Raw genomic sequence first — 19,272 nt, forward strand, 5'->3', positions numbered from 1 at the left:
TTGAAGCCGTGCCTGCGGGCATGACGTGGCCGACGCCGGGTCAGTCGTGCTTGAGCAGGCCGCACACCGCCGGCCTGATTTCCGCAAGGTCGAATTCGCACCCACCGATTGCGCCGGCAACGACGTGCGGCCCCGCCGGCCGATCAGACGGGCGGCCGGCAAGCCGGTCACTCCGCGCATGCTCCTGCTGTGGGGGGCAGGCAGAATCGGGCAGGAGGGGGCCGTTTCCATCCGGCGGTAGAAGGCATGGATGGTGTCGCCGCCCTTGCCCATGTCCGGCATGGCGCAGCTACCCCTGCGCAGCTCTTGCACCCGGTGTTTCATCGACGGCATTGCGCAGCGGCAGGGCCGCTTTCATGAGGGCAGGCTGGGTTGGTTCATTCATGTGGCTCATCGGATCGTCCCTCGTTTTCCGCATTCCGGCGCCGCGCCGTGCTATCCGCTTTCTGCCGGGACATCGGGCGACGATAGGGCTGCCGCCGGCGGTAATTTCCGGATGTATTTTAACTGCCCATGCCCGCAGGCGTGGTGCGCCTGTCCTGGCGAAACGGGGGCAGTCATCGGCCAGGCCAGCCAGTCGTACAGGGTGGCGGGGGCGCAGTGGCTGAGAATGTGGATCGGTTTGGCGTAGCGGGCCGCGAAACCGGGAAAGGCGCTGTCGACCAGGCCGGCATCGGCCAGCGCCCGAATATCGCCCACGTCGCCCTCGCCGTGCTTGACCAGCGCCAGGGCTTCTGCGCCGAGATGGTGCGCGAGCCAGACCGCCAGGCTGTCGGAAGTCACCGACCAGCATTCCGGGATGTCGGACGCGCCCAGGCACATGCTCGATGGCAGCCACACCGGCGTGCGGCCGTGCGCGATGGCATCGGTGATCATCTGGGGCGTGGCGGCGGGGAACAGGTCCGGCTCCAGATCGCACAGCATCAGACCGTATTGCTCCATCGCGAGCAGGCTCAAGCGATGCGCCGCGGCATCGCTGAAATGGCAGCGCCGCTGCGCCTCACGCACCGCGTCGGCGAACGGTCCGCCGCCGGGCACCAGCACGACGCGGCCGCCGGCCTGCGCCAGCGCGTCGAGCCAGCTGGTGAGCCACGGCGAATCGTGCAGACTGCCGCCCAGTTTCACGACTCGGAGCATTGTTCCTCCGCTTGCGTGGCGGCCATTCCACCTCCTGATTCGCACACTAGCCGGAGCATGGCCGCCGCCTTGTCGAGGCATTCCTGATACTCCTCGTCGGCCTTCGAGTCGGCGACGATGCCGCCGCCGGCCCAGAAGCGCAGCGTGTCGCGCGCCAGGACCAGGGTGCGGATCGCGATGTTGCTGTCCATGTTGCCGTTGAACCCCAGCCAGCCCACTGCTCCGCAATACACGCCGCGCCGGTTCGGCTCCAGTTCCTCGATGATCTGCATGGCGCGCAGCTTCGGCGCCCCGGTGATCGAACCGCCCGGGAACGACGCACGCAACAGCGCCGCCGCATCCACGTCGCCGGCAAGACGCCCGGTCACCGTGCTCACCAGATGGTGCACCGTCGCGAAGCTCTCGATCTCGAACAGGCGCGGCACCGCCACCGAGCCCGGCGCGCATACCTTGCCGAGGTCGTTGCGCAGGAGGTCCACGATCATCAGGTTCTCGGCGCGGTCCTTCAGGCTGTCGCGCAATTCCCGCGCCAGCACCGAATCCGCCTCGGGCGCAGCGGCGCGCGGGCGCGTGCCCTTGATCGGTTTGGTCTCGACGTGTCCCTGTCTCACTTCCAGGAAGCGTTCCGGCGACGATGACAGGATGCGGACGTCGGGCAGGTTGAGGTAGGCCGAATACGGTGCCGGGTTGAGCCGGCGCAGGGCCTGGTAGCCGAGCCATGGATCGCCGGTGGCGGGCGCGGCGAAGCGTTGCGCGAGGTTGACCTGGTAGCAGTCGCCGGCGGCGATGTAGCGCTGGATCTGGCTGAAGGCCCGGCGGTAGGCGTCGCGGGTGAAATTGCAACTCACCGTGCCCACCCGGAACGGGCGCCGCTGCGCCGCTGCGGCAGCGCCGGGGGCGTTGCCGAACAGGGCGGCCAGCCGATCCCAGGTGGCGGCGGTGCGGGGGTCGCGTCCGGCGCCGACCAGCCAGCTTGCGCGCTGCTCGTGATCGACCACGACGGCCCAGTCGTAGATGCCGACTGCCATGTCGGGTATGGCTTCGACGTCGTGCGCGAGACGCGGCAGGCGTTCGATGCGGCGTGCGAGGTCATAGCCGAAGTAGCCGATGGCGCCGCCAGTGAACGGCAGCGGGCCTGGCTGGCCGTCGGCAGCGAGGGCCTGGCGCAGCAGGTCGAACGGGTCGTCGGGGGAGAGGCTGACGGCCGGGCCGGTGCCGTCGTGACGGCGTATCTCGCTCATGCCGCCACGGGTGACCAGCGTGGCGCTCGGACGGGCGGCGAGGATGTCGATGCGTCCGGCGGTGCTGCGCGGCCGGCCGCTGTCGAGAAACACCGCCCACGGTTCGTCGGCGATGGCTTCGAACAGCTCGGCGCTGTCCGCGCGGTAGGGAAGGGCAGTCAGCAGCATGATTTTTCTCCAGCCAGCAGTAGGCCCGCAGCCACGGCCGGCGCGCACCAGTCGATGTGCTCGACCAGCGAGCCGGCTATCGGCAGCTGCGAGAAGTTCAGCACCGGGCGTCCGCTCCTTGCCGCCAGGCGCGGGCCGAGGAAAGCGCCGGCGCCCGCCATCACCAGGGGTGCATGCGGGTCGATCGGTACGCGTGACAGCACTTGCCGGATGGCGCGGCCGATGCGTTCCAGTTGTGCGTCGGCGAACCAGGCGGCCAGTTCCGTCCAGGCCGCATCGGACAGGTCGCCGGCATCGCGTCCGACCATGCGCGCCAGCCGGGCACGGCTGGCCTCGACGGTCTTGGGTCCGCCATCGGCGCTGTCGTGCAGATCGGCGCCGTCGGGCAGTCCGCCGAGTATCCGATGGACATCCGCGCTGGTGGCGAAATGTTCTGCCATGAGCGGTACCCAGCGTCCCGCCACCGGCGCTTCTGCGCTCATGGCCATGAGCGGGGTGCGCGCGATGCCGGTGTAGACCAGTTCGCCGGCCGCCAGGCGGTCGCTGTCGCTGGCACTGGCAGTGGCCACCCCGTGGCCGCGCAGCGGGACGATGTCGGTGGTGGTGCTGCCGATATCCACCAGCAGTGCCTCGCCCAGGTGCGCTGCCACCAGGTCGGCGGTGGCGCGCCAGTTGGCCGAGGCGACCTGGTAGGGGTGCAGGCGCGCGGAAGCGCCATCGAGCCAGCCCTCGGCGCCGGCATAGAAGCGGACGTCGCCGCTGCCGAGACGCCGGCACAGCAGTTCGACCAGGGCATGCACGCCATCCTTGCGGGTGGCGAACAGATCGGTCATCTCGCCGCTCATGGTGACGGCGTGATAGCGCGGAGAACCTGGCCACACGGTATTTCCGGCCAGGATCCGGTCGAGGGCCGCGTGCAGATGCTCCGGGCCGCGCCAGAGCGGACAAGACTCCTGCCAGACCATCGCGACGCGGCCGTCGGCCTCGATGCGCGCGGCCTTCAGGTGCGCGCCGCCGACGTCCCAGCCGATCGTGATGTCCATCGGTTCAGACATGGGTTGTCTCCAGAGTGATGGGGCGCAGTCCGCGGCAGGCATGCATCTCCGGCAGTTCGAGCACGTGTTGTGCCGGGTTGCAGTCGAGCGCCGCGCGCAGGCCGGCGTAGGAAACGGTGGCGCGCGGATTCACCTCCAGCACCATCGGGCCGAAAGCGCCGGCGATCAGGTCGACGCCGACATAGCCCCACAGACCGGGGATCGCGGCCGCCACCCGCGCGGCCAGTGCGGCGTAACGCCCGTCGCCGTCGCCCAGCGCATTGACGGTCACGCCGTGGAATTCGAAGTGGTCGCCAGTCAGTCCGACATGCTGGCGGTTCACGCTCAGCAGTTGCGTCCGGCCGTCGCAGCACAGCAGGGACAGCGACAGGCTCTCGCCTGCGACATAAGGCTGGAACACGTGCATGGCGTGGGGATGGGTGTCGTGCCAGGCCTGGGCGGCGGCGGCATCGGCAAACAGCAGGGTATCCTCGCAGCCGACACCGTCGTCGGGCTTGGCCACTACGGCGCCCGTCAGCAGGTCCGGAGTGGCGAAGGTGGGCACCGTCGTCACCCCGGCTCCGGCCAGGCGGGCGGTGGTGGCGTACTTGCTGGCGGCGATGTGCACCGCGTCTGGCCGGCAGCCCAACAGCCATTTGCCGGCGGCCTCGACCTGCCGATTCAGGGACTCCAGCAGGCCGCCGCTTTCCGGCGCCACCATCCAGGCCGCATCGGCGGCGTCAAGGCAACGCATGAAATCGGAGCGGCAGCGCGTCGCGTCGGTGGCGACGACCGTCAGGCCGGGCTGTTCCGGTATGGCGAGGCGCGCATCGCGCAGGGTCAGGACTTCCATTCCCGGTAGCGCGATGAGATCATCGACCAGCGCCCGCCACATCAGCTCACCGTCGCCCAGGAAGCCGGGCAGCGCCTGGCCGGCATAGCCGCCGCCGGTGACGAATTCAAAGACGAAAACTTTCATGACCGCCTTCTTCAGCCTGATTCCCGTACTCGACCTAATGGGCGGGCAGGTGGTACGCGCGCGGGCCGGCCGGCGTGACGAATACCGGGCGCTGCGTTCCGTGTTGTGCGGCTCCAGCCGGCCCGAGGCCGTGGTGGAGGGATTGCTCGCGCTGTACCCGTTCCGCCGGTTTTACATTGCCGACCTGGATGCGATTCTCGGCCGGGGCGATCACCGGGCCACGCTGGAACACCTGCAGCGCGCCCATCCGGCCCTGGAGTGGTGGGTCGATGCCGGTTTTGCCGATGTCGCTGCCGCCGCAAGCTGGCGCCGCGACGGCTTGGGCCGGCCAGTGCTGGGCAGCGAGAGTCTGGCTGGAGCGCCCGCACGCGGCGATTATCCCGGCGGCAGCGTGCTGTCGCTGGATTACCGTGGCGAGGATTTTCTCGGGCCGGCCGATCTGCTGTGCGATGCAGCGCGCTGGCCGGACGACGTGGTCGCCATGACGCTGGCGCGGGTCGGGGTCGGCGCCGGCCCCGACCTGGCGCGCCTGGCGCAATTGCGGCGCCTGAATCCGGCCTGCCGCCTGTATGCGGCAGGCGGCGTGCGCCACGCGGCGGATCTCGCCGCGCTGGCCGGAGCCGGGCTGGCCGGTGTGCTGCTGGCCTCGGCCTTGCACGATGGGGCACTCAGTCGTGCTGAGCTTGCCGCTTTTCATGATGATCGTCCCAGGAACGCAACCACTGGCGCCAGGGCGAGTGCCCCAGAGCCGGATCGGTGAAGCGGCCGAGCAGGGGCTGGCTGCCCTGGCTTTGCCAGGTCTCCAGGTCAGGGCCGACGTATTGGCACCATGACTGTGGCGTTTCGTAGAGGGTAAGCTCGCACAGCTCGGGCAGGAAATCGATCAGCTGCTCCCAGATGTAGATGCTGAGAAGTTCGGTGGTGGAGCGCCAGGCCAGCTCCGGACCTGCGTAGTTCAGGGTGTGGTGGTCGAAGCGCTCGACCACGCGGGCGTTCACCACCCGCTTGAGGTAGCCGTAATCGAGCACGCAGCCGCTGATCGGATCGATCCGGCCACGCACCTTCACATGTAGTACATAGCGGCCGCCGTGCAGGTTGCTGCACTTGGCTGGATGGTCGGTGAGGAAGTGGGCGGAATCAAACACCACTTCCTTGCTTACCGTCACTTCCGGGGTGTCCGGGTGGAGGCGCGCCCAGACGCCGGGCATTGCCTCCAGCTCGACCTGCAGGCTGTCGAGCAGGCGCGTGGTATCGGCGCGCGTCAGCGTGCGCAGCAGGGGCGCGCCGGCGCCGAGATCGTGGGTCAGGGCATGGGTGGCCACACTCAGCTCGCGTGCCAGATACTCGGCTGCATCCTCCGCATCGTCAGGCGAAGCGAAGGGGAGAAATAGGTAGCCGGCATGCAATTCGCCGGCATGGGCCAGATAGGTTGCGTATTTCATACGCCGTTCCGGTGGGGGCACCCTGGCGGGTAGCCAGGGGCCGACCAGATTGCGTTTTTGCGTTACCAGACGGTTCTTCGCCACGACCCGGTGGGTACCCGGAGCGTAGTGATATTCCTGACGGAAGCGAAAACCGTAAGGCGCGAGCTGTGCCAGATCGCAGAACAGCAGATCCAGCCAGGCGATCTCGCCTTCGATCCGGCACAGCGTGCCGTTGTCGTCGACCTTGCCGGCCAGGCGCAGGCCGGCGAGAACCGCGCGTGCGGTTTCGTCCGGCACAGCGACGGGCATGGGCGGAAGGGGGGCGGCATCCGCCGTCCCGATCCTGTCCGGCGTCACCAACAGGTCGAGCGGCAGCGCGTGGCGCAGGGCATACTCCTGCAAGGTGAGACCGCTGCAGGCGAACAGATGCTCGTGGTCGAGCTCCATTACCGTGGTTCCGCACTCCAGGCAACGCACTACGCTCTCCCGATCAGTTGTGGGCGGCGAACGGGTGACCCGCTTTGCCTTTTTTGGCTACGACATCCGCTGCCGTGGGCGTACCGGAAACGGCATTCTTGATGGACTGCTTGGTGGCTTCGTAGTTGTAGTCCTGGATCTTGGTGTCGTCAGCGGCTTCCCAGTGAATGAACACGCCCACGCAGATAAAGAGGTCGTCGGCCTCGTTGGCGGGGATGGTGCCGTCTTCGACGCAGTCGGCCACTGCCATGGCGACGCCGCGCTGGGCCGGGCCGAACATCTGCACTGCCTGCTTGGCGCCCTTGATGGTCACCTTGTTGAACATCATGGTGTTGGGTTTTGTAGGCAGGTTGGGAGCCACCACCGCCAGCAGCGAGGTGAAGCCGTCTTTGTTGTTGACCAGGCCGTTGCAGAATGCCGTTTCGACGGCGCTGCCGCGGGGGCCCATGATCAAGTCGATATGCGCCACTTCGTTGCCGTCGCCAACCAAGGCCTCGCCTACCATTACGCGATCGATTTTAGCCATCTTTAATTTCTCCTTGAATTGCACTGACTCGGTTGAATTGGGACGGTCCGCCAGCGCCGAGTTATCCGCTGACGGGCCGCTGCTACAACGTCTAGAAGACGTTTCGAAACATCAAATATCGGTTTGCCCTCCTGCCGGCCGGTCCGCCTCATGGGCGTCGGTTGGCGTCGCCGACAGGCGATCCACGAGCCAGGTGGCGACGGCCAGATCGGCGCTGGTACCGGGGTTGACGCCGGCCGATTTCAAGATCTGATCGAGGCTCGCGAGATGCCGCCGGGCACACTCCCAGCCGAGACATGGCGCCATGTCGGCGATACAGCCACGAGCCATGCGCTGCACCTGTGCTGCGGTAGGCGCACCGAATTTACGCAGCACGTGGCTGTCGGGAAAATGGCTCAGATAGGTCAGGTAGACATCGGTCAGCGCCCGTGTTTCCTCGCCCCAGCGGGTGCGGCCCTGCTTCAGTGCGTCCATGCCGAGACTAAAGATGTCGGCATAACCGCTGGCGTACTGGCTGGCGATGTGGTCGCGTTGCGCGGCTTCGCGCATGGCCGCGAGCAGGCTCACGGTGGGGGCGGCGTGGACATCGTGGCGCGGGCTGCTGCCGAGTCCACCCGGCGCGGCCAGGCGGATGGCGCGATAGACCCATTCCGCGTCCTCGCACGTCGTCTCGTCGAGATCGCGGCGCAGGCGCTGCGACAGGGGCTCGTGCGGCAGGCGATGCTGTGCGGCATGGAGCAGTGGCACCGTCAGCAACACGATGCCGAGGTTGGTGTTGCAGCCGACCGCCTGGCGCGTCGCTTCGATTGCGCGATAGATCCGTTCGCCGAGCGGCAGTGTGCGATCGGCCACGTGCGGGGCGGCGGCTTCGGCACTGAGCTGGAAATCGCGCGCGTGCATGCCGTGCCCGGGTGATTCGACGCTGACGTTGCCAGGCTTGAAGGCGAGCACGTCGAGTTCGCAGGCAGTGCGGAAGGCTTCCGCAAGCTCGGTGGTGCCGGGCAGAGGGGACAGGCGCGCGTTCATGCGTAACGCTCCCGCAAAGCGGTTTCCACGTGCTGGTCGAGAAAATCGTTCACCAGCAGGGTGGCCACGTCGTCTTTCACGACTGTTTGCAGACCGCGCCAGGCCGGGATGCTGTTGACCTCGATCACCGTGAGCTGGCCGTCGCGATCACGCATCAGGTCCACACCGGTGTACGCCATGCCAAGGGCCTGGCTGGCCGCCTCCGCCATCTGGAACAGTGCCGGATCCGCCGGCGCCGGCAGGCAGCAGGCACCCTGCGCCACGTTGTTGATCCAGCTGGCACCGCGGCGGATCATGGCGGCGCGGCTGCGGCCGCCGACGACCAGGACCCGGTAGTCCTCCCAGTTGCCGGTGGCCGAGCCGACGAAGCGCTGCAGGTAGTAGACGTCCCGATATTCGGCTGCCGGCGGCAGGTCGGCGGGCGTGGTCAGGCGGCGCAGGCCGGTGCCCTGGGAGCCGAACAGGGGCTTCAGCACCAGCTCGTGGCCGCTGGCGGCTTCTCGTATCAGCAGGGCGCGGGCCTGCGCTTCGGACTCCATCACCCAGGTGGGCGGGGTAGGCACGCCGGCCCGGTGCAGCAGCAGGCTGGTCATGGCCTTGTCCACGCTGGTTTCGATGGCGCGTACCGGGTTGTATACGGGCACGCCTGCGGCGGGCAGGGCGTGCAGGAAATCCAGGCGCAGGATCACCTGCTCCAGGGTGCCGCCGGACACGCCGCGCACGAAAGCGCCGTCCGGCAGGCGATCCTCGAAACCCGGCAGTACCAGGCCGGCGATGCCGCGCTCCAGATCCACGCGGCATTCGCTCAGCGACAGGTTCACCGCCTGGTAGCCGCGGGCGGCGAAGGCGCGGCTGAGCTTCTTGCCGTGCCAGCCCGGGTCATCAGTGAAGATAGCGATGCGGCCGATCATGAAAACGAACGCTCCAGCAGTTCCCCGTTCAGATGTCCGGCCCGGAAAGTGCGACCTGTGGTCAGGCAAGTGACACTCACGCTGGCGGGGGCGAACAACAGGGGGTCGATCTTGTAGAAATCATGGCCGGCCGCCTTGAAGACCTGGGCGAAGGGCTGGCCATAGTCACTGGATGCCTCGCTGGGCATGCGCTGGGCCAGGTCTTCCGCTGCCCCCTCCTCGCCGGAGACGAACAGGTGTACACGGCCGCCGAACAGGATGGCGTCGTTGGTGCGGCCCATGGCGACGAGGAAATCCGGAGATGGCGGGCAGACCGGTGCCGTACCCATGCCGTCGACGATATGCTCCACCGGAAAACCCAGGAAATGCGCCTTGTGCAGGGCCACTTCCAGCACCCGCGCCACCACCTGAACCGAACCGGCCAGGCTGGTGGTCGGGGTAAGGATCAGGGTCAGCTGCTGCGGCGCCACGCCGCATTGATCGGCGATCTTGTCGAGCAGCGGGATGGGGGGAACCTTGCCGGTTTCCAGCACCAGGCAAGCGGATTCGGCCTGATCCCGGTAGCCCAGTTCCTGGAACAGCGTTTCCTTGCCGGCCAGGGCGCGGCCAGGGCCGGAGCCCAGGGCGAAAAATCCTTCCTTGCCTTCGCCATGCGACAGGCTCCAGCCGGCGTACTGGCTGCCCAGGCAGGCCAGCACCGGTTGCGCGGTCGATACGGCGAGCTCCCAGGGCCATCCGGCAAAGCCGCCTGATGGACCGAGAGTGACCTGGCCCAGGCCGCCCAGGCAGATCTCGGCGATGCGCCGGCCTGCCTCGATCCCGCCCGGCACCTGGATTCCTGCGTCGACGATGCGGGTGCCGTTGGCCTGGTGCGAAATGGACAGACGCAGTGCTTGCGCCTCACGCACCAGTTGCTCCACCAGGGGAGCGGCGAGTTGGTTGAGGCTGGGCAAGGCAGGGGTGGCGTTAAGGGTCATGTGCTTCAGTTCCGCCCGGTGGTGGAAAGGAGAGGTGAAACGCGTTGGGTGGGGGGGCGTGCGCGGCCGGTTTCGACCTCGCCATGCCGTGACAGACGTTCGAGAATACGCTGGCGGAAACTCAAGGCCTGTTGTTCCGCCGCGTTGGCATCGGCAGCCGTCGCATGCACCGTGCAGACCGGGTCGCCCGGTTCCAGCAGGGTGTCCATGCGAGGCAGGTCGGCACTCCAGTCCGGCCAGGGAAAACCGGCGGGCACGCGCAGGGTTTCGCCGGCGTAGGCCACGGCGACGGCGCGGCTCGCCTCCGGTTTGGGCAGCGCGACCGGCAGGTGTCCGAGACAGGACTGGACATGCAGGTCGAACAGGGCCGGCATCGGATTCACATCCCAGAGTTCCAGGGTGGCGGTGGGGCGGGGGTTGAGTTCCAGCAGGCTCCAGTCGCTGCCGTTCACCACGAAATCGATGCCATTCAAACCCCTGAGGCCGAGGGCACCGGTGAGCGCGCGGGCCGCTGCCTGCACGGCCGGGCCGACACCGCCAGGCGCATTGTCCAGCGCCACGGCGCCAGCATAGGTCCAGCGTCCGGGCGCTTCGGCCGGCGCCGGCAGGAGACGGTTGAAACCGATCGCCCGGATTTCCCGGCCATCGGCGAGAAACAGCAGGGAGCAGGGCGTGCCGTCCACGCGGCGCTGGAAATAGATGCCGGGACGAGCCGCCATACCCGCCGCTTCGCGCACGTGGCGTCCGCCACATCCGCCGGCGCGTTTGGCCAGCCAGCCGGCAGGGTCCGCGGGCGGGGCGGACTGCACCTCGGGGAAGGGCAGTTCGAGGCGGCGCGCCAGGCTGGCGAAACGTATGGGATTAGCGCTCTCGGCCAGGACTTCCGCGGGATTGCCCAGGAGCTGGCGACCGCAGGCCAGCCGCTTCAGCAACTCTGGCTGAGCCTCGAAGCCGGAGCCGTACACCAGGCCGAGGCAATGCTCCACCGGGCTGAGGCGCGCGGCGGCTTCGACCAGGCCCAGGGGCGCCAGATCCCCGTTTTCGTCCAGCGGCAGCCGCTGCCAGAGCGGAGCCAGGTCGCAGGTATCGCGGTCGGCGAAGCCGTCCATGCCTACCGCGATCCGGCCGGCGCGTGCCGCTGCCTGCGCCAGGCCGCGGCCGCTCAGGGAAACCAGGAGAAAAGCCTCTGGGCGGGCTTCAGGCTGCATGCAGGCGGGCCTCGTCCAGACACTCTGGGAAACCCAGATAAAGGGGCTTTTCGGCAGCCAGCATCTTCTGCAGCAAGCCTTGCTGAACCTTGTATTTGATGTTGCCGATGGCCAGGGGGCCGATACCTACAGCCTTGCCAGCGGCCGTGGACAGGGGAACGGCGTTGTCCATGACGCCGATGCCTTCCACGCCCGCCGGCGGCACGGCGTTGATGTCCGCCGCCACCAGGAGTGCCGTGGCACGGCCGAGATGCGCGGCCCCGAGCACCTGCACCCCGGCCTTGGCGGTAGCCAGTACGACCTCGGCCTGCGCCAGGAGGGCGTGCTTGGCCACGTCAGAACTGGCGTCGGCGGCCTGGATGCCGACGCCGAAGCGGCCATTGAGGAGGCTCACTGCTTCGCTTGCGCGAGCCAGGCCATCATGACCGGGGATCGTGACCCGGGCGCCCGCCTGCGCGGCCAGCACCGCTGCTGTCATGCCCACTGGGCCGGTGCCGCCGAATACCACGACCTGGCGGCCGTCCAGGGTCGTGCCGTGGACCTGCGCCAGGGCCTGCTCCACCTTGGCAATCATGGCGGCGGCCGTGGTGTAGGCCCCGCTGGGATCCGCGAACACGGAAACCTCAAACGGCGGCACCATGGCCCGGCGAGCGGCGTCCAGCATATCGGTGGCGAGGATCGCGTCGCGGCCGCCGATGAAAATGCCGGTTCGTTTCACGCCCTTGGGGCCACGCGAGAAAATGGCGTCCTGGGTGAAGCCGGCGATGTCGGCGAGGCCGACCCCGCCATAGGGAATCACCGCGTTCCAGCCGGCGTCGTAAGCCATGTTCACGTCGAACGGGCTGACCCTGGCGTCCGGCGTGGCGAAATGCAGCAAATAGGGTTTTTCCATGAGTTTCATCGTTATTTTGTTTGGGATTCCCGTACCGGGTTTAGTGGTGTGCCGGGGCCAGCGCCGTGTTCGCCGCGATGCGCATATCCGCACCGCGATTGCGGCCGGCGCAAACCATGAATTCGAGGCCGTCGGCGGCGAACTCGATACGCGCAAACTGAGCCAGGGCGCGCGCCCGCGTTTCCGAATCCGCCAGCGCGAATCCGGTTGGCCCCCACGAGCTCTGCCCCACCCCGGCGGCGCCATTTCCGGCCAACCAGTCGAGGGCGCGTGCCACGCGTGGACTGGCGAAGCGACCACCCTGGGCTGGCGCGAAATGGTCGCCTACCACCTCCTGGATCTCGCTGATGGCGGCACCGAAGTCCGCGATATCGCCCTCCGCCAGGGACGGCATCACCTGCATCAGTGCCAGGCGGCACAGATGGCCGGCGCTGGCTTCCGGAAATGTCGGCAGGCTGGCGAAAGCCTGCTTTTCCGCTTCGCCGTGCAGTCCCCGGTAGGCAGGATCGAATACCAGCACCAGCCGCCAGTGGGCGGGGAATTTCAGGTGCGAGATCAGCGTGGGCGGCAGGTCCTGTTCTCCGCGGCCGCCGTCGACAACGAAGCCGCCATGTTCGAACAGGCCGATGCCGATGCCGGAGCGCCCGCCGCGGCCGAGTGCGGTGGCCACCTCACGTGGCGACCATGTCATACCGTAAAGGCGTGCCAGCGCGGTGCCGACCGCGAGGGCGAGCTGGGTGCCGGAACCGAGCCCGGCATGCTCGGGAATGGCCTGCTGGATGAACAGGCGCACGCCGCCCTTGATGCCGAGCGCGTGCAGGGCCGAACGCGCGTAGGTTTCGGCCCGGTCGGCCTGGGGGCCTTCGGCCGAGATGTGGTCATCGACATACGCGGTGACGGTGGTGGCGAGTTCCTCCACGGCCAGCCCCAGGCTGCCGAAATTCCGCCCGAGGCTGCCGTTGAGGTCGAGAAACCCCATGTGCAGCCTTGCGGGGGCTCTTACGGTTGCGCTGCGATTGGCGGTGAGATTCATGGGTCAATGTAATAAGGATGCTTGGGCCTGACTGGAAGCAAGCCCCATGCCATGAAAAAAGACCATACCAATCAGTGTGCTATCGTTTCGACAGGCTTGTCACTGTGTGACACTCTGTCACGCGGAACAGGCGGCGTGACATCTGGCCGGTACGGCGAGCGTATTGGTGTCAGCAAGACAAACCATTTGATTCGCCAGACAAATGCCGTCGCGCTTTGCATGTGGCACGGAATCTGCATGGTCAGGTCGCTTCCACACACATCGACCTCCTCTATGCCCGATTCCTGCTGCCCCTTTTGTGGCCTCGTTTGCGACGACATCCGCGTCGCGACCGACGCTACCGGTGCCCGCGCCGAGAGCCCGGCCTGCGCGCGCGCTGTCAGACTGTTCCCCGTGCCTGCGCGCGGAACGGCCCGGATCGCCGGCCAGGCTGCCGAGCCTGCCGCCGCCTACCGGGCCGCCGCCGCCCTGCTGAAGCGCGCGCAGCGTCCCCTGATCGGCGGACTGGCCTGTGACGTCACCGGCCACCGTGCCGCCCTGGCGCTGGCCGAGCGAACCGGTGGCGTGGTCGATCACATGAACGGCGCCGCCCAGTTCCGCAACTGGCTGGCATACCAGGATGGCGGCTGGATGACCACGACGCTGTCGGAAGTGCGCAACCGCGCCGACCTGATCGTGCTCGCCGGCACCGACACCTGCCGTTTTCCGCGTTTCTTCGAGCGCTGTCTGGCGCAGGAGTCCCAGTTCGGCGAGCTGCGCCGGCGCCTCGTTGTCCTGGGAAGCGGGCTTTCCCCGGAGGCGGCGCACTCCGTCTCACCGGATCTTGCCATCCCGCTCCAGAACGCGCGTCTGGGTGAATTGTGCGGCGCCCTGCGCGCGCGCCTGGCCGGCCGGCGCCTCGCTGCCGACAGCGTAGCCGGGGTGCCGATGGATCAGGTCGACGCCTTGCTGGAGATGCTGCGCGCAGCACGCTACGGCGTGCTGGTATGGAACGCGGCGGAGCTGACGTTCCCGCACGCCGACCTGGCGATTCAGGCCATGGTCGATCTGGTCAAGGACCTCAACCAGACCACGCGCTGGTCGGGCCTGCCACTCGGCGGCAACGACGGCGACACTTCCGCTGCCCAGGTCTGCACCTGGCAGGCAGGCTATCCGTTGCGTACCGCCTTCGAGGCTTCTGGCCCGCACTATCAGCCGCTCCTGTTCGACACCGCGCGTCTGCTGGAAACGCGCGAGGTGGATGCGCTGCTATGGATCGCGGCGCTCGATCCGGAACGCGTGCCGCCAGCTGTCGCCTGCCCGCGCATCGTCCTGGGCCGGCCGGACATGGTCTTTGCCGACCCGCCGGACGTATTCATTCCCGTGGCCGTGCCCGGTGTGCACCACGCCGGCTTCATGCACCGCATGGACGGGGTGGTGGCCCTGCCACTGCAAGGCCATACCCCCACCGAACTGCCCAGTGTGGCCCAGGCCCTGGCCGCGATCCAGCAGGAGATGAATCATGTTGCGACTTAAAGGTGGCCGCCTCTACGACCCTGAGCATGGCGTCGACGGCCAGGTGCGCGACCTCTATGTGGAGAATGGCCGCATCGTTGCCGCGCCCGGCCCGGAAACCCGGATAGACAGCGAGATCGACCTCGCCGGCCGGGTCGTGATGGCCGGTGCCATCGACCTGCACACCCATATCGGCGGCGGCAAGCTGAACATCGCCCGCGCCCTGCTGCCGGAGGATCACCGCGCCGATACGGTACCGGCCATGGGTGACATGCACGCCGGCTGCGGCCACGCCGCGCCGTCCACCTGGACCACCGGCTACCGCTACGCCGAGATGGGCTATACCGCCTGTTTCGAGCCGGCCATGCTGCCCTCCAACGCACGCCATGCCCATCTGGAGATGGGCGATATCCCGATGGTGGACAAGGGCGCCTACGCCATGCTCGGCAGCGACGATTTCTTTCTGCGTCTGCTGGCTTCCGGCAGCGACCAGCGCTTGATCAACGACTACGTCGGCTGGACGCTGGATGCCACCCAGGCCATGGCGATCAAGGTGGTGAACCCGGGTGCCATCTCCGCTTTCAAGTTCAACGCCCGCAACCTGGACCTGGACGAGGCGCACCCGCATTACGGCGTCAGTCCGCGCCAGGTGATCCAAGCCCTGGCCCGTGCCGTGCACGAACTGGGCGTGGCGCATCCGCTGCACGTGCACGCCAGCAACCTGGGCATTCCCGGCAACGCCGACAGCACGCTCGCCACCATGGCGGCGGCGGAAGGCCTGCCCATTCATCTGACCCACATCCAGTTCCACAGCTACGGCACCGAAGGGGAGCGCAAGTTCTCCTCGGAGGCGGAACGTATCGCCGATGCCATCAACCGCATGAGCAACGTGTCGGCCGACGTCGGCCAGGTCTTGTTCGGCCAGACCGTCACCGCCTCCGGTGACAATATGAGCCAGCACCGCAATCACCGTCATGCCAGCCCGGACAAATGGGTGACCATGGACATTGAGTGCGATGCCGGCTGCGGCGTGGTGCCGTTCAAGTACAAGGACAAGAACTTCGTCAATGCACTGCAATGGGCCATCGGCCTGGAACTGTTCCTGCGGGTCAGCGACCCCTGGCGCATTTTCCTGACCACCGACCATCCCAACGGCGCGCCCTTCACCAGCTATCCCCACCTGATCAGGCTGCTGATGGACCGGGGATTCCGCAACGCGAAACTGGACGAGATCAATGCCGAGGCGGCGGCCCACAGCCAGCTGCGCAGCCTGGAGCGGGAATACAGCCTGTACGAGATCGCCATCATGACCCGCGCCGCGCCGGCCCGTTCCCTCGGCCTTTCCGACCATGGCCATCTGGGCGTAGGTGCGGCAGCGAACATCGTGGTGTACCACGACGATGCCAACCGCGAAGCGATGTTCGAAAAACCCGAGTACGTGTTCAAGGACGGCCAGATCATCGTGCGCGACGGCCGGGTGGTGAAGGTGGTCAACGGCGCCCAGCACGCGGTGAAACCGGAATACGACAAGGCGATCGAGAAACCGCTCAAGGAATATTACGACCGTTACATGACCGTGAAGATGGAACACATCCGGGTAAGCGATGACGAGATCTGCGCCTGCGGCGCCAGCAAGCTGATCCCCCACCAATGCACGGGGAGGCGCGCATGATCCGCAACGGCGTGAGCATCGACGACACCTATGCCGAAGCCTTCGGCATGAGGGCCACCCGTATCATCATCACCGCGGACAGCCTGGCCTGGGCGAAGCATTCCGCCAACGCGGCTTTTGGCTTCGCCACCTCGGTGATCGCCTGCGGCTGCGAGGCGGGCATCGAGCGCGAACTTGCCCCCGAAGAAACCCCGGACGGCCGTCCCGGTGTGGCCGGCCTGCTGTTTGCGGTCTCCAGCAAGGAGCTGGCCAAACAACTGGAACGCCGTGTCGGCCAGTGCGTGCTGACCTGTCCCACCACCGCCGTGTTCGCCGGTTGCGAAGGCGAGGAGCAATTGCCGCTGGGCAAGAACCTGCGCTATTTCGGCGATGGCTGGCAGATGTCCAAACTGATCGGCGGCCGGCGTTACTGGCGCATCCCGGTGATGGATGGCGAATTCCTGGCCGAGGAATCCACCGGACTGCTGCGTTCCGTCGGCGGCGGCAATTTCCTGGTTCTTGCCCGTTCCCGCGCCCAGGCACTCGCCGCCTGCGAGGCGGCGGCGGCGGCCATCGCCGGGGTGCCCGGCGCGATCGCGCCGTTCCCCGGCGGCGTGGTGCGTTCCGGTTCCAAGATCGGCTCCAAGTACAAGGCGTTGCCGGCGTCCACCAACGATGCCTTCTGTCCGACCTTGCGCGGCGTGGCCCGATCGGAACTGGGCGCCGACGTGGAAGCGGTGCTGGAGATCGTCATCGACGCGGTCAGCGACGCCGACATGCGCGTGGCCATGAAAGCCGGCCTCGACGCGGTGTGCGCGATCGGCGCGGCGGGCGGTATCGTGCGCTTGTCGGCCGGCAACTACGGCGGCAAATTGGGACAGTTCCACTATCGTCTGCGGGAGATTCTGGCATGAGCGCCATGACACTGACCTTGCGCGCCACCCCGAGCGGCCGCATCGACATGAGCGGCGTGCTGCCCGAAACCCTGGGTGGGCGCACTGCCGGCGATATCGCTGCACAAATCGTGCGGGTGGACGGCAACCCCGTGGCGCTGGGCGATCTGTTCGCGGTGACGCCGGGCGAGGCGGGCGCCGCGCTGCGGATTGATGCCGGCAGCAGCCGTCTCGATTGCCTCGGCAAGGGCATGACATCCGGCACGCTGCATGTCGAAGGGTCGGCCGGGCATTATGCCGGCCAGAACCTGCGGGGCGGCGAGCTGATCATCGCGGGCGACGCCGGCGATTGCGCCGCCAACGGCATGCGCGGTGGCCTGCTGCGCATCGCCGGCAATGCCGGCAACTGGCTCGGCGCTGCCTTGATCGGCGACCGCGCCGGCATGGGCGGCGGCGTCGTCGCGGTGGCGGGCGATGCCGGTGATCGCCTCGGCGACCGCATGCGGCGCGGCCTGATCCTGGTGCGCGGCAAGGCCGGCGCAGCCTGCGGTGCGCGCTTGCTGGCCGGCACTCTGGTAGTCGCCGGTGGATGCGCCGGCGCGCCCGGCCCCGGCCTGCGGCGGGGCAGCCTGATTCTCGGTCGTGCGCCGGACATCATGCCGGCTACCTACAATGATGCCGGCGTGGCGGATCTGTCCTGGCTCGGCCTGCTGCGCCGCCACGCCGACGCCATCCTGCCCGGCGTGGTGTCGGACTCGTCGCGCGTGCACCGCCACATGGGCGACCTTGCCTTCGGCGGCAAAGGGGAAATCCTGGCGCCGGCATGAAACTGGTGTTCCTGCGCCACGGCGAATCCGAGTACAACCTGAGCGGTCTGTGCAACGCCGATCCCGGCGTGCCGGTGGCGCTGACCCCGGCCGGGCGGCGGCAGGCGCAAGCCGCTGCCGAGCGTCTGCGCGGCCTGCCGATCCGTCGGGTCTACGTCTCGCGCCTGCGCCGCGCGCAGGAAACCGCGGCCATCGTCAATGCATGCCATTGCGCCGAGATCCATGTCGATGCCCGGCTCGACGACCGCAATACCGGCTTCGAGGGACTGCCGGTGACACAGTATCTCAATGCCATGCATGGCGCGCCCGATCCTTTTGCGTGGAAGGCACCGGGCGGCGAGTCCTATCGCGAAATGGTGACGCGCGTGCACGGCTTCCTGGCCGACCTGAGCGAAGTCGACGAAGCTGCCGTGCTGGTGGTGACGCATCACGAAGTGCTGCAGGCCGTGGCTGGGTATTTTCAGAACCTGGATCCGGCGCGTATGTGGCTGGTCTGGGTCGACAATTGCGAAACCCTCGAATTCGCAGGAGGCATGAACCATGCTGCAATGCGGCCGCTATCGTTTTGACCTGGCGCGCCCACTGGTCATGGGCATCGTCAACGCGACGCCGGATTCGTTTTCCGACGGCGGCCGCTACGCCGATGCCGGGCGCGCCATCGAGCACGGCCTGAGGCTGCGCGAGGAGGGCGCCGACATCCTCGACATAGGCGGCGAGTCGACACGACCCGGTGCCACGCCGGTCGATGCGGGGACGGAATTGCAGCGCGTGCTGCCGGTCATCGCCGGCCTCGCGGCGTGCGGTGCGGCCCTGTCGGTGGACACCATGAAGACCGAGGTGATGGCCGCCGCGCTGGCCGCCGGCGCGGACATGATCAACGACGTCAACGCCCTGCGCGCGCCGGGCGCGCTGCAAGCGGTGGCGGATTCCGATTGCGGCGTCTGCCTGATGCACATGCAGGGCACGCCGCAAACCATGCAATTGGCGCCGGCGTACGGCGAGGTGACGCAGGAAGTGGTGGATTATCTGCGCGTCCGTTTCGAGGCAGCGCGCCATGCCGGCATCGCGCGCGAGCGCCTGGTGCTGGATCCGGGGTTCGGCTTTGGCAAGACGCCGGCACACAACATCGCGCTGTTTCGCGAACTGCGCCGCTTCACGCGCGAGGCGCCGACGCTGGTCGGGGTGTCGCGCAAATCGCTGTTCGGTGAGATCGCCGGCCGGACACTGGAGCAACGGACGATCGCCAGCGTCACGGCGGCGGTGCTCGCCGCGATGCGTGGCGCTGCGATCGTGCGCGTGCACGATGTTGCGTCCACGGTGGATGCGCTGAAGGTCTGGCAGGTGCTGGGCAGCGAGAACTGAGACCTCGATCCG

Annotated in this window: 19 protein-coding genes; 7 read left to right on the forward strand and 12 right to left on the reverse strand. The window is 67.7% G+C overall.

Annotated elements, in window-relative coordinates; all coding sequences use genetic code 11:
* Positions 1 to 435 precede the first annotated feature (435 nt).
* From B059_RS19005 to B059_RS0112430, 4 genes are read right to left on the reverse strand one after another with little or no spacing between them, the layout of a single operon-like run.
* Positions 436 to 1,137 (reverse strand): amino acid kinase family protein, encoded by a 702-nt coding sequence (locus B059_RS19005; protein ID WP_018078582.1) that lies wholly within the window; start codon positions 1,135 to 1,137, stop codon positions 436 to 438.
* Positions 1,122 to 2,546 (reverse strand): aminodeoxychorismate synthase component I, encoded by a 1,425-nt coding sequence (pabB, locus tag B059_RS0112420; RefSeq protein ID WP_018078583.1) that lies wholly within the window; start codon positions 2,544 to 2,546, stop codon positions 1,122 to 1,124. Before pabB ends, B059_RS19005 begins: the two co-directional genes overlap by 16 nt.
* Entirely contained in the window at positions 2,537 to 3,601 is a 1,065-nt protein-coding gene (locus B059_RS0112425) for a hydantoinase/oxoprolinase family protein (RefSeq protein ID WP_018078584.1), read from the reverse strand. Before B059_RS0112425 ends, pabB begins: the two co-directional genes overlap by 10 nt.
* Positions 3,594 to 4,559: an ATP-grasp domain-containing protein gene (locus tag B059_RS0112430; protein ID WP_018078585.1), complete on the reverse strand. Its 966-nt coding sequence runs from the start codon at positions 4,557 to 4,559 to the stop codon at positions 3,594 to 3,596. The genes B059_RS0112425 and B059_RS0112430 overlap by 8 nt, the downstream gene beginning before the upstream one ends.
* On the opposite strand from B059_RS0112430, the gene B059_RS19010 reads away from it, so the two are divergent.
* Complete coding sequence (locus B059_RS19010; RefSeq protein WP_018078586.1) at positions 4,558 to 5,319, forward strand: HisA/HisF-related TIM barrel protein; 762 nt, start codon at positions 4,558 to 4,560, stop codon at positions 5,317 to 5,319. The genes B059_RS0112430 and B059_RS19010 overlap by 2 nt on opposite strands.
* Here the strand turns inward: B059_RS19010 and B059_RS19935 are convergent.
* From B059_RS19935 to B059_RS0112480, 8 genes are all read right to left on the reverse strand, one after another.
* Positions 5,228 to 6,430 carry a 6-pyruvoyl trahydropterin synthase family protein gene (locus B059_RS19935; RefSeq protein ID WP_018078587.1) on the reverse strand — a complete coding sequence of 401 codons (1,203 nt, stop codon included), beginning with the start codon at positions 6,428 to 6,430 and terminating at the stop codon, positions 5,228 to 5,230. The two genes, B059_RS19010 and B059_RS19935, sit on opposite strands and share 92 nt — an antisense overlap.
* Positions 6,431 to 6,473: 43 nt before the next feature.
* Entirely contained in the window at positions 6,474 to 6,986 is a 513-nt protein-coding gene (gene fae / locus B059_RS0112450) for a formaldehyde-activating enzyme (protein ID WP_026177503.1), read from the reverse strand.
* Between the two features lie 111 nt (positions 6,987 to 7,097).
* Complete coding sequence (locus tag B059_RS0112455; protein WP_018078589.1) at positions 7,098 to 8,012, reverse strand: triphosphoribosyl-dephospho-CoA synthase; 915 nt, start codon at positions 8,010 to 8,012, stop codon at positions 7,098 to 7,100.
* Positions 8,009 to 8,923 carry an ATP-grasp domain-containing protein gene (locus B059_RS0112460; protein ID WP_018078590.1) on the reverse strand — a complete coding sequence of 305 codons (915 nt, stop codon included), beginning with the start codon at positions 8,921 to 8,923 and terminating at the stop codon, positions 8,009 to 8,011. Before B059_RS0112460 ends, B059_RS0112455 begins: the two co-directional genes overlap by 4 nt.
* A complete protein-coding gene (gene mch, locus B059_RS0112465) occupies positions 8,920 to 9,900 on the reverse strand; it encodes a methenyltetrahydromethanopterin cyclohydrolase (RefSeq protein WP_018078591.1) in 981 nt (326 codons plus the stop codon). Before mch ends, B059_RS0112460 begins: the two co-directional genes overlap by 4 nt.
* A 5-nt stretch (positions 9,901 to 9,905) precedes the next feature.
* Complete coding sequence (locus tag B059_RS0112470; RefSeq protein ID WP_018078592.1) at positions 9,906 to 11,108, reverse strand: ATP-grasp domain-containing protein; 1,203 nt, start codon at positions 11,106 to 11,108, stop codon at positions 9,906 to 9,908.
* Complete coding sequence (locus B059_RS0112475) at positions 11,098 to 12,000, reverse strand: NAD(P)-dependent methylenetetrahydromethanopterin dehydrogenase (protein ID WP_026177504.1); 903 nt, start codon at positions 11,998 to 12,000, stop codon at positions 11,098 to 11,100. Before B059_RS0112475 ends, B059_RS0112470 begins: the two co-directional genes overlap by 11 nt.
* 40 nt (positions 12,001 to 12,040) lie before the next feature.
* On the reverse strand, positions 12,041 to 13,033 hold the full coding sequence (locus B059_RS0112480; RefSeq protein ID WP_038058709.1) for a beta-ribofuranosylaminobenzene 5'-phosphate synthase family protein: 993 nt from the start codon (positions 13,031 to 13,033) through the stop codon (positions 12,041 to 12,043).
* Between the two features lie 273 nt (positions 13,034 to 13,306).
* Between B059_RS0112480 and B059_RS0112485 the strand changes: the two genes are divergently transcribed.
* The 6 genes from B059_RS0112485 to folP are packed head-to-tail and all read left to right on the forward strand — an operon-like array spanning position 13,307 to position 19,260.
* Entirely contained in the window at positions 13,307 to 14,548 is a 1,242-nt protein-coding gene (locus B059_RS0112485) for a hypothetical protein (protein ID WP_018078595.1), read from the forward strand.
* The gene (locus B059_RS0112490) at positions 14,535 to 16,199 is read left to right on the forward strand and encodes a formylmethanofuran dehydrogenase subunit A (RefSeq protein ID WP_018078596.1); all 1,665 of its coding nucleotides are present in this window, start codon (positions 14,535 to 14,537) and stop codon (positions 16,197 to 16,199) included. Before B059_RS0112485 ends, B059_RS0112490 begins: the two co-directional genes overlap by 14 nt.
* The gene (gene fhcD / locus B059_RS0112495; protein ID WP_026177507.1) at positions 16,196 to 17,092 is read left to right on the forward strand and encodes a formylmethanofuran--tetrahydromethanopterin N-formyltransferase; all 897 of its coding nucleotides are present in this window, start codon (positions 16,196 to 16,198) and stop codon (positions 17,090 to 17,092) included. The genes B059_RS0112490 and fhcD overlap by 4 nt, the downstream gene beginning before the upstream one ends.
* Positions 17,089 to 17,898, forward strand: coding sequence for a formylmethanofuran dehydrogenase subunit C (locus tag B059_RS0112500; protein WP_038058711.1), 810 nt, complete (start codon positions 17,089 to 17,091; stop codon positions 17,896 to 17,898). The genes fhcD and B059_RS0112500 overlap by 4 nt, the downstream gene beginning before the upstream one ends.
* The gene (locus B059_RS0112505; protein WP_018078599.1) at positions 17,895 to 18,467 is read left to right on the forward strand and encodes a histidine phosphatase family protein; all 573 of its coding nucleotides are present in this window, start codon (positions 17,895 to 17,897) and stop codon (positions 18,465 to 18,467) included. Before B059_RS0112500 ends, B059_RS0112505 begins: the two co-directional genes overlap by 4 nt.
* Positions 18,439 to 19,260, forward strand: coding sequence for a dihydropteroate synthase (folP, locus tag B059_RS0112510; RefSeq protein ID WP_018078600.1), 822 nt, complete (start codon positions 18,439 to 18,441; stop codon positions 19,258 to 19,260). Before B059_RS0112505 ends, folP begins: the two co-directional genes overlap by 29 nt.
* Positions 19,261 to 19,272: the final 12 nt, after the last annotated feature.

Source organism: Thiobacillus denitrificans DSM 12475 (genome assembly GCF_000376425.1).
Classification (GTDB): domain Bacteria; phylum Pseudomonadota; class Gammaproteobacteria; order Burkholderiales; family Thiobacillaceae; genus Thiobacillus; species Thiobacillus denitrificans.

Bases quoted from the DNA above. Each gene is read 5' to 3' on its own strand.
- B059_RS19005 (WP_018078582.1), bottom strand. From the start codon at position 1,137: ATGCTCCGAGTCGTGAAACTGGGCGGCAGTCTGCACGATTCGCCGTGG.
- pabB (WP_018078583.1), bottom strand. From the start codon at position 2,546: ATGCTGCTGACTGCCCTTCCCTACCGCGCGGACAGCGCCGAGCTGTTC.
- B059_RS0112425 (WP_018078584.1), bottom strand. From the start codon at position 3,601: ATGTCTGAACCGATGGACATCACGATCGGCTGGGACGTCGGCGGCGCG.
- B059_RS19010 (WP_018078586.1), top strand. From the start codon at position 4,558: ATGACCGCCTTCTTCAGCCTGATTCCCGTACTCGACCTAATGGGCGGG.
- B059_RS0112430 (WP_018078585.1), bottom strand. From the start codon at position 4,559: ATGAAAGTTTTCGTCTTTGAATTCGTCACCGGCGGCGGCTATGCCGGC.
- B059_RS19935 (WP_018078587.1), bottom strand. From the start codon at position 6,430: ATGGAGCTCGACCACGAGCATCTGTTCGCCTGCAGCGGTCTCACCTTG.
- fae (WP_026177503.1), bottom strand. From the start codon at position 6,986: ATGGCTAAAATCGATCGCGTAATGGTAGGCGAGGCCTTGGTTGGCGAC.
- B059_RS0112455 (WP_018078589.1), bottom strand. From the start codon at position 8,012: ATGAACGCGCGCCTGTCCCCTCTGCCCGGCACCACCGAGCTTGCGGAA.
- B059_RS0112460 (WP_018078590.1), bottom strand. From the start codon at position 8,923: ATGATCGGCCGCATCGCTATCTTCACTGATGACCCGGGCTGGCACGGC.
- mch (WP_018078591.1), bottom strand. From the start codon at position 9,900: ATGACCCTTAACGCCACCCCTGCCTTGCCCAGCCTCAACCAACTCGCC.
- B059_RS0112470 (WP_018078592.1), bottom strand. From the start codon at position 11,108: ATGCAGCCTGAAGCCCGCCCAGAGGCTTTTCTCCTGGTTTCCCTGAGC.
- B059_RS0112475 (WP_026177504.1), bottom strand. From the start codon at position 12,000: ATGGAAAAACCCTATTTGCTGCATTTCGCCACGCCGGACGCCAGGGTC.
- B059_RS0112480 (WP_038058709.1), bottom strand. From the start codon at position 13,033: ATGAATCTCACCGCCAATCGCAGCGCAACCGTAAGAGCCCCCGCAAGG.
- B059_RS0112485 (WP_018078595.1), top strand. From the start codon at position 13,307: ATGCCCGATTCCTGCTGCCCCTTTTGTGGCCTCGTTTGCGACGACATC.
- B059_RS0112490 (WP_018078596.1), top strand. From the start codon at position 14,535: ATGTTGCGACTTAAAGGTGGCCGCCTCTACGACCCTGAGCATGGCGTC.
- fhcD (WP_026177507.1), top strand. From the start codon at position 16,196: ATGATCCGCAACGGCGTGAGCATCGACGACACCTATGCCGAAGCCTTC.
- B059_RS0112500 (WP_038058711.1), top strand. From the start codon at position 17,089: ATGAGCGCCATGACACTGACCTTGCGCGCCACCCCGAGCGGCCGCATC.
- B059_RS0112505 (WP_018078599.1), top strand. From the start codon at position 17,895: ATGAAACTGGTGTTCCTGCGCCACGGCGAATCCGAGTACAACCTGAGC.
- folP (WP_018078600.1), top strand. From the start codon at position 18,439: ATGCTGCAATGCGGCCGCTATCGTTTTGACCTGGCGCGCCCACTGGTC.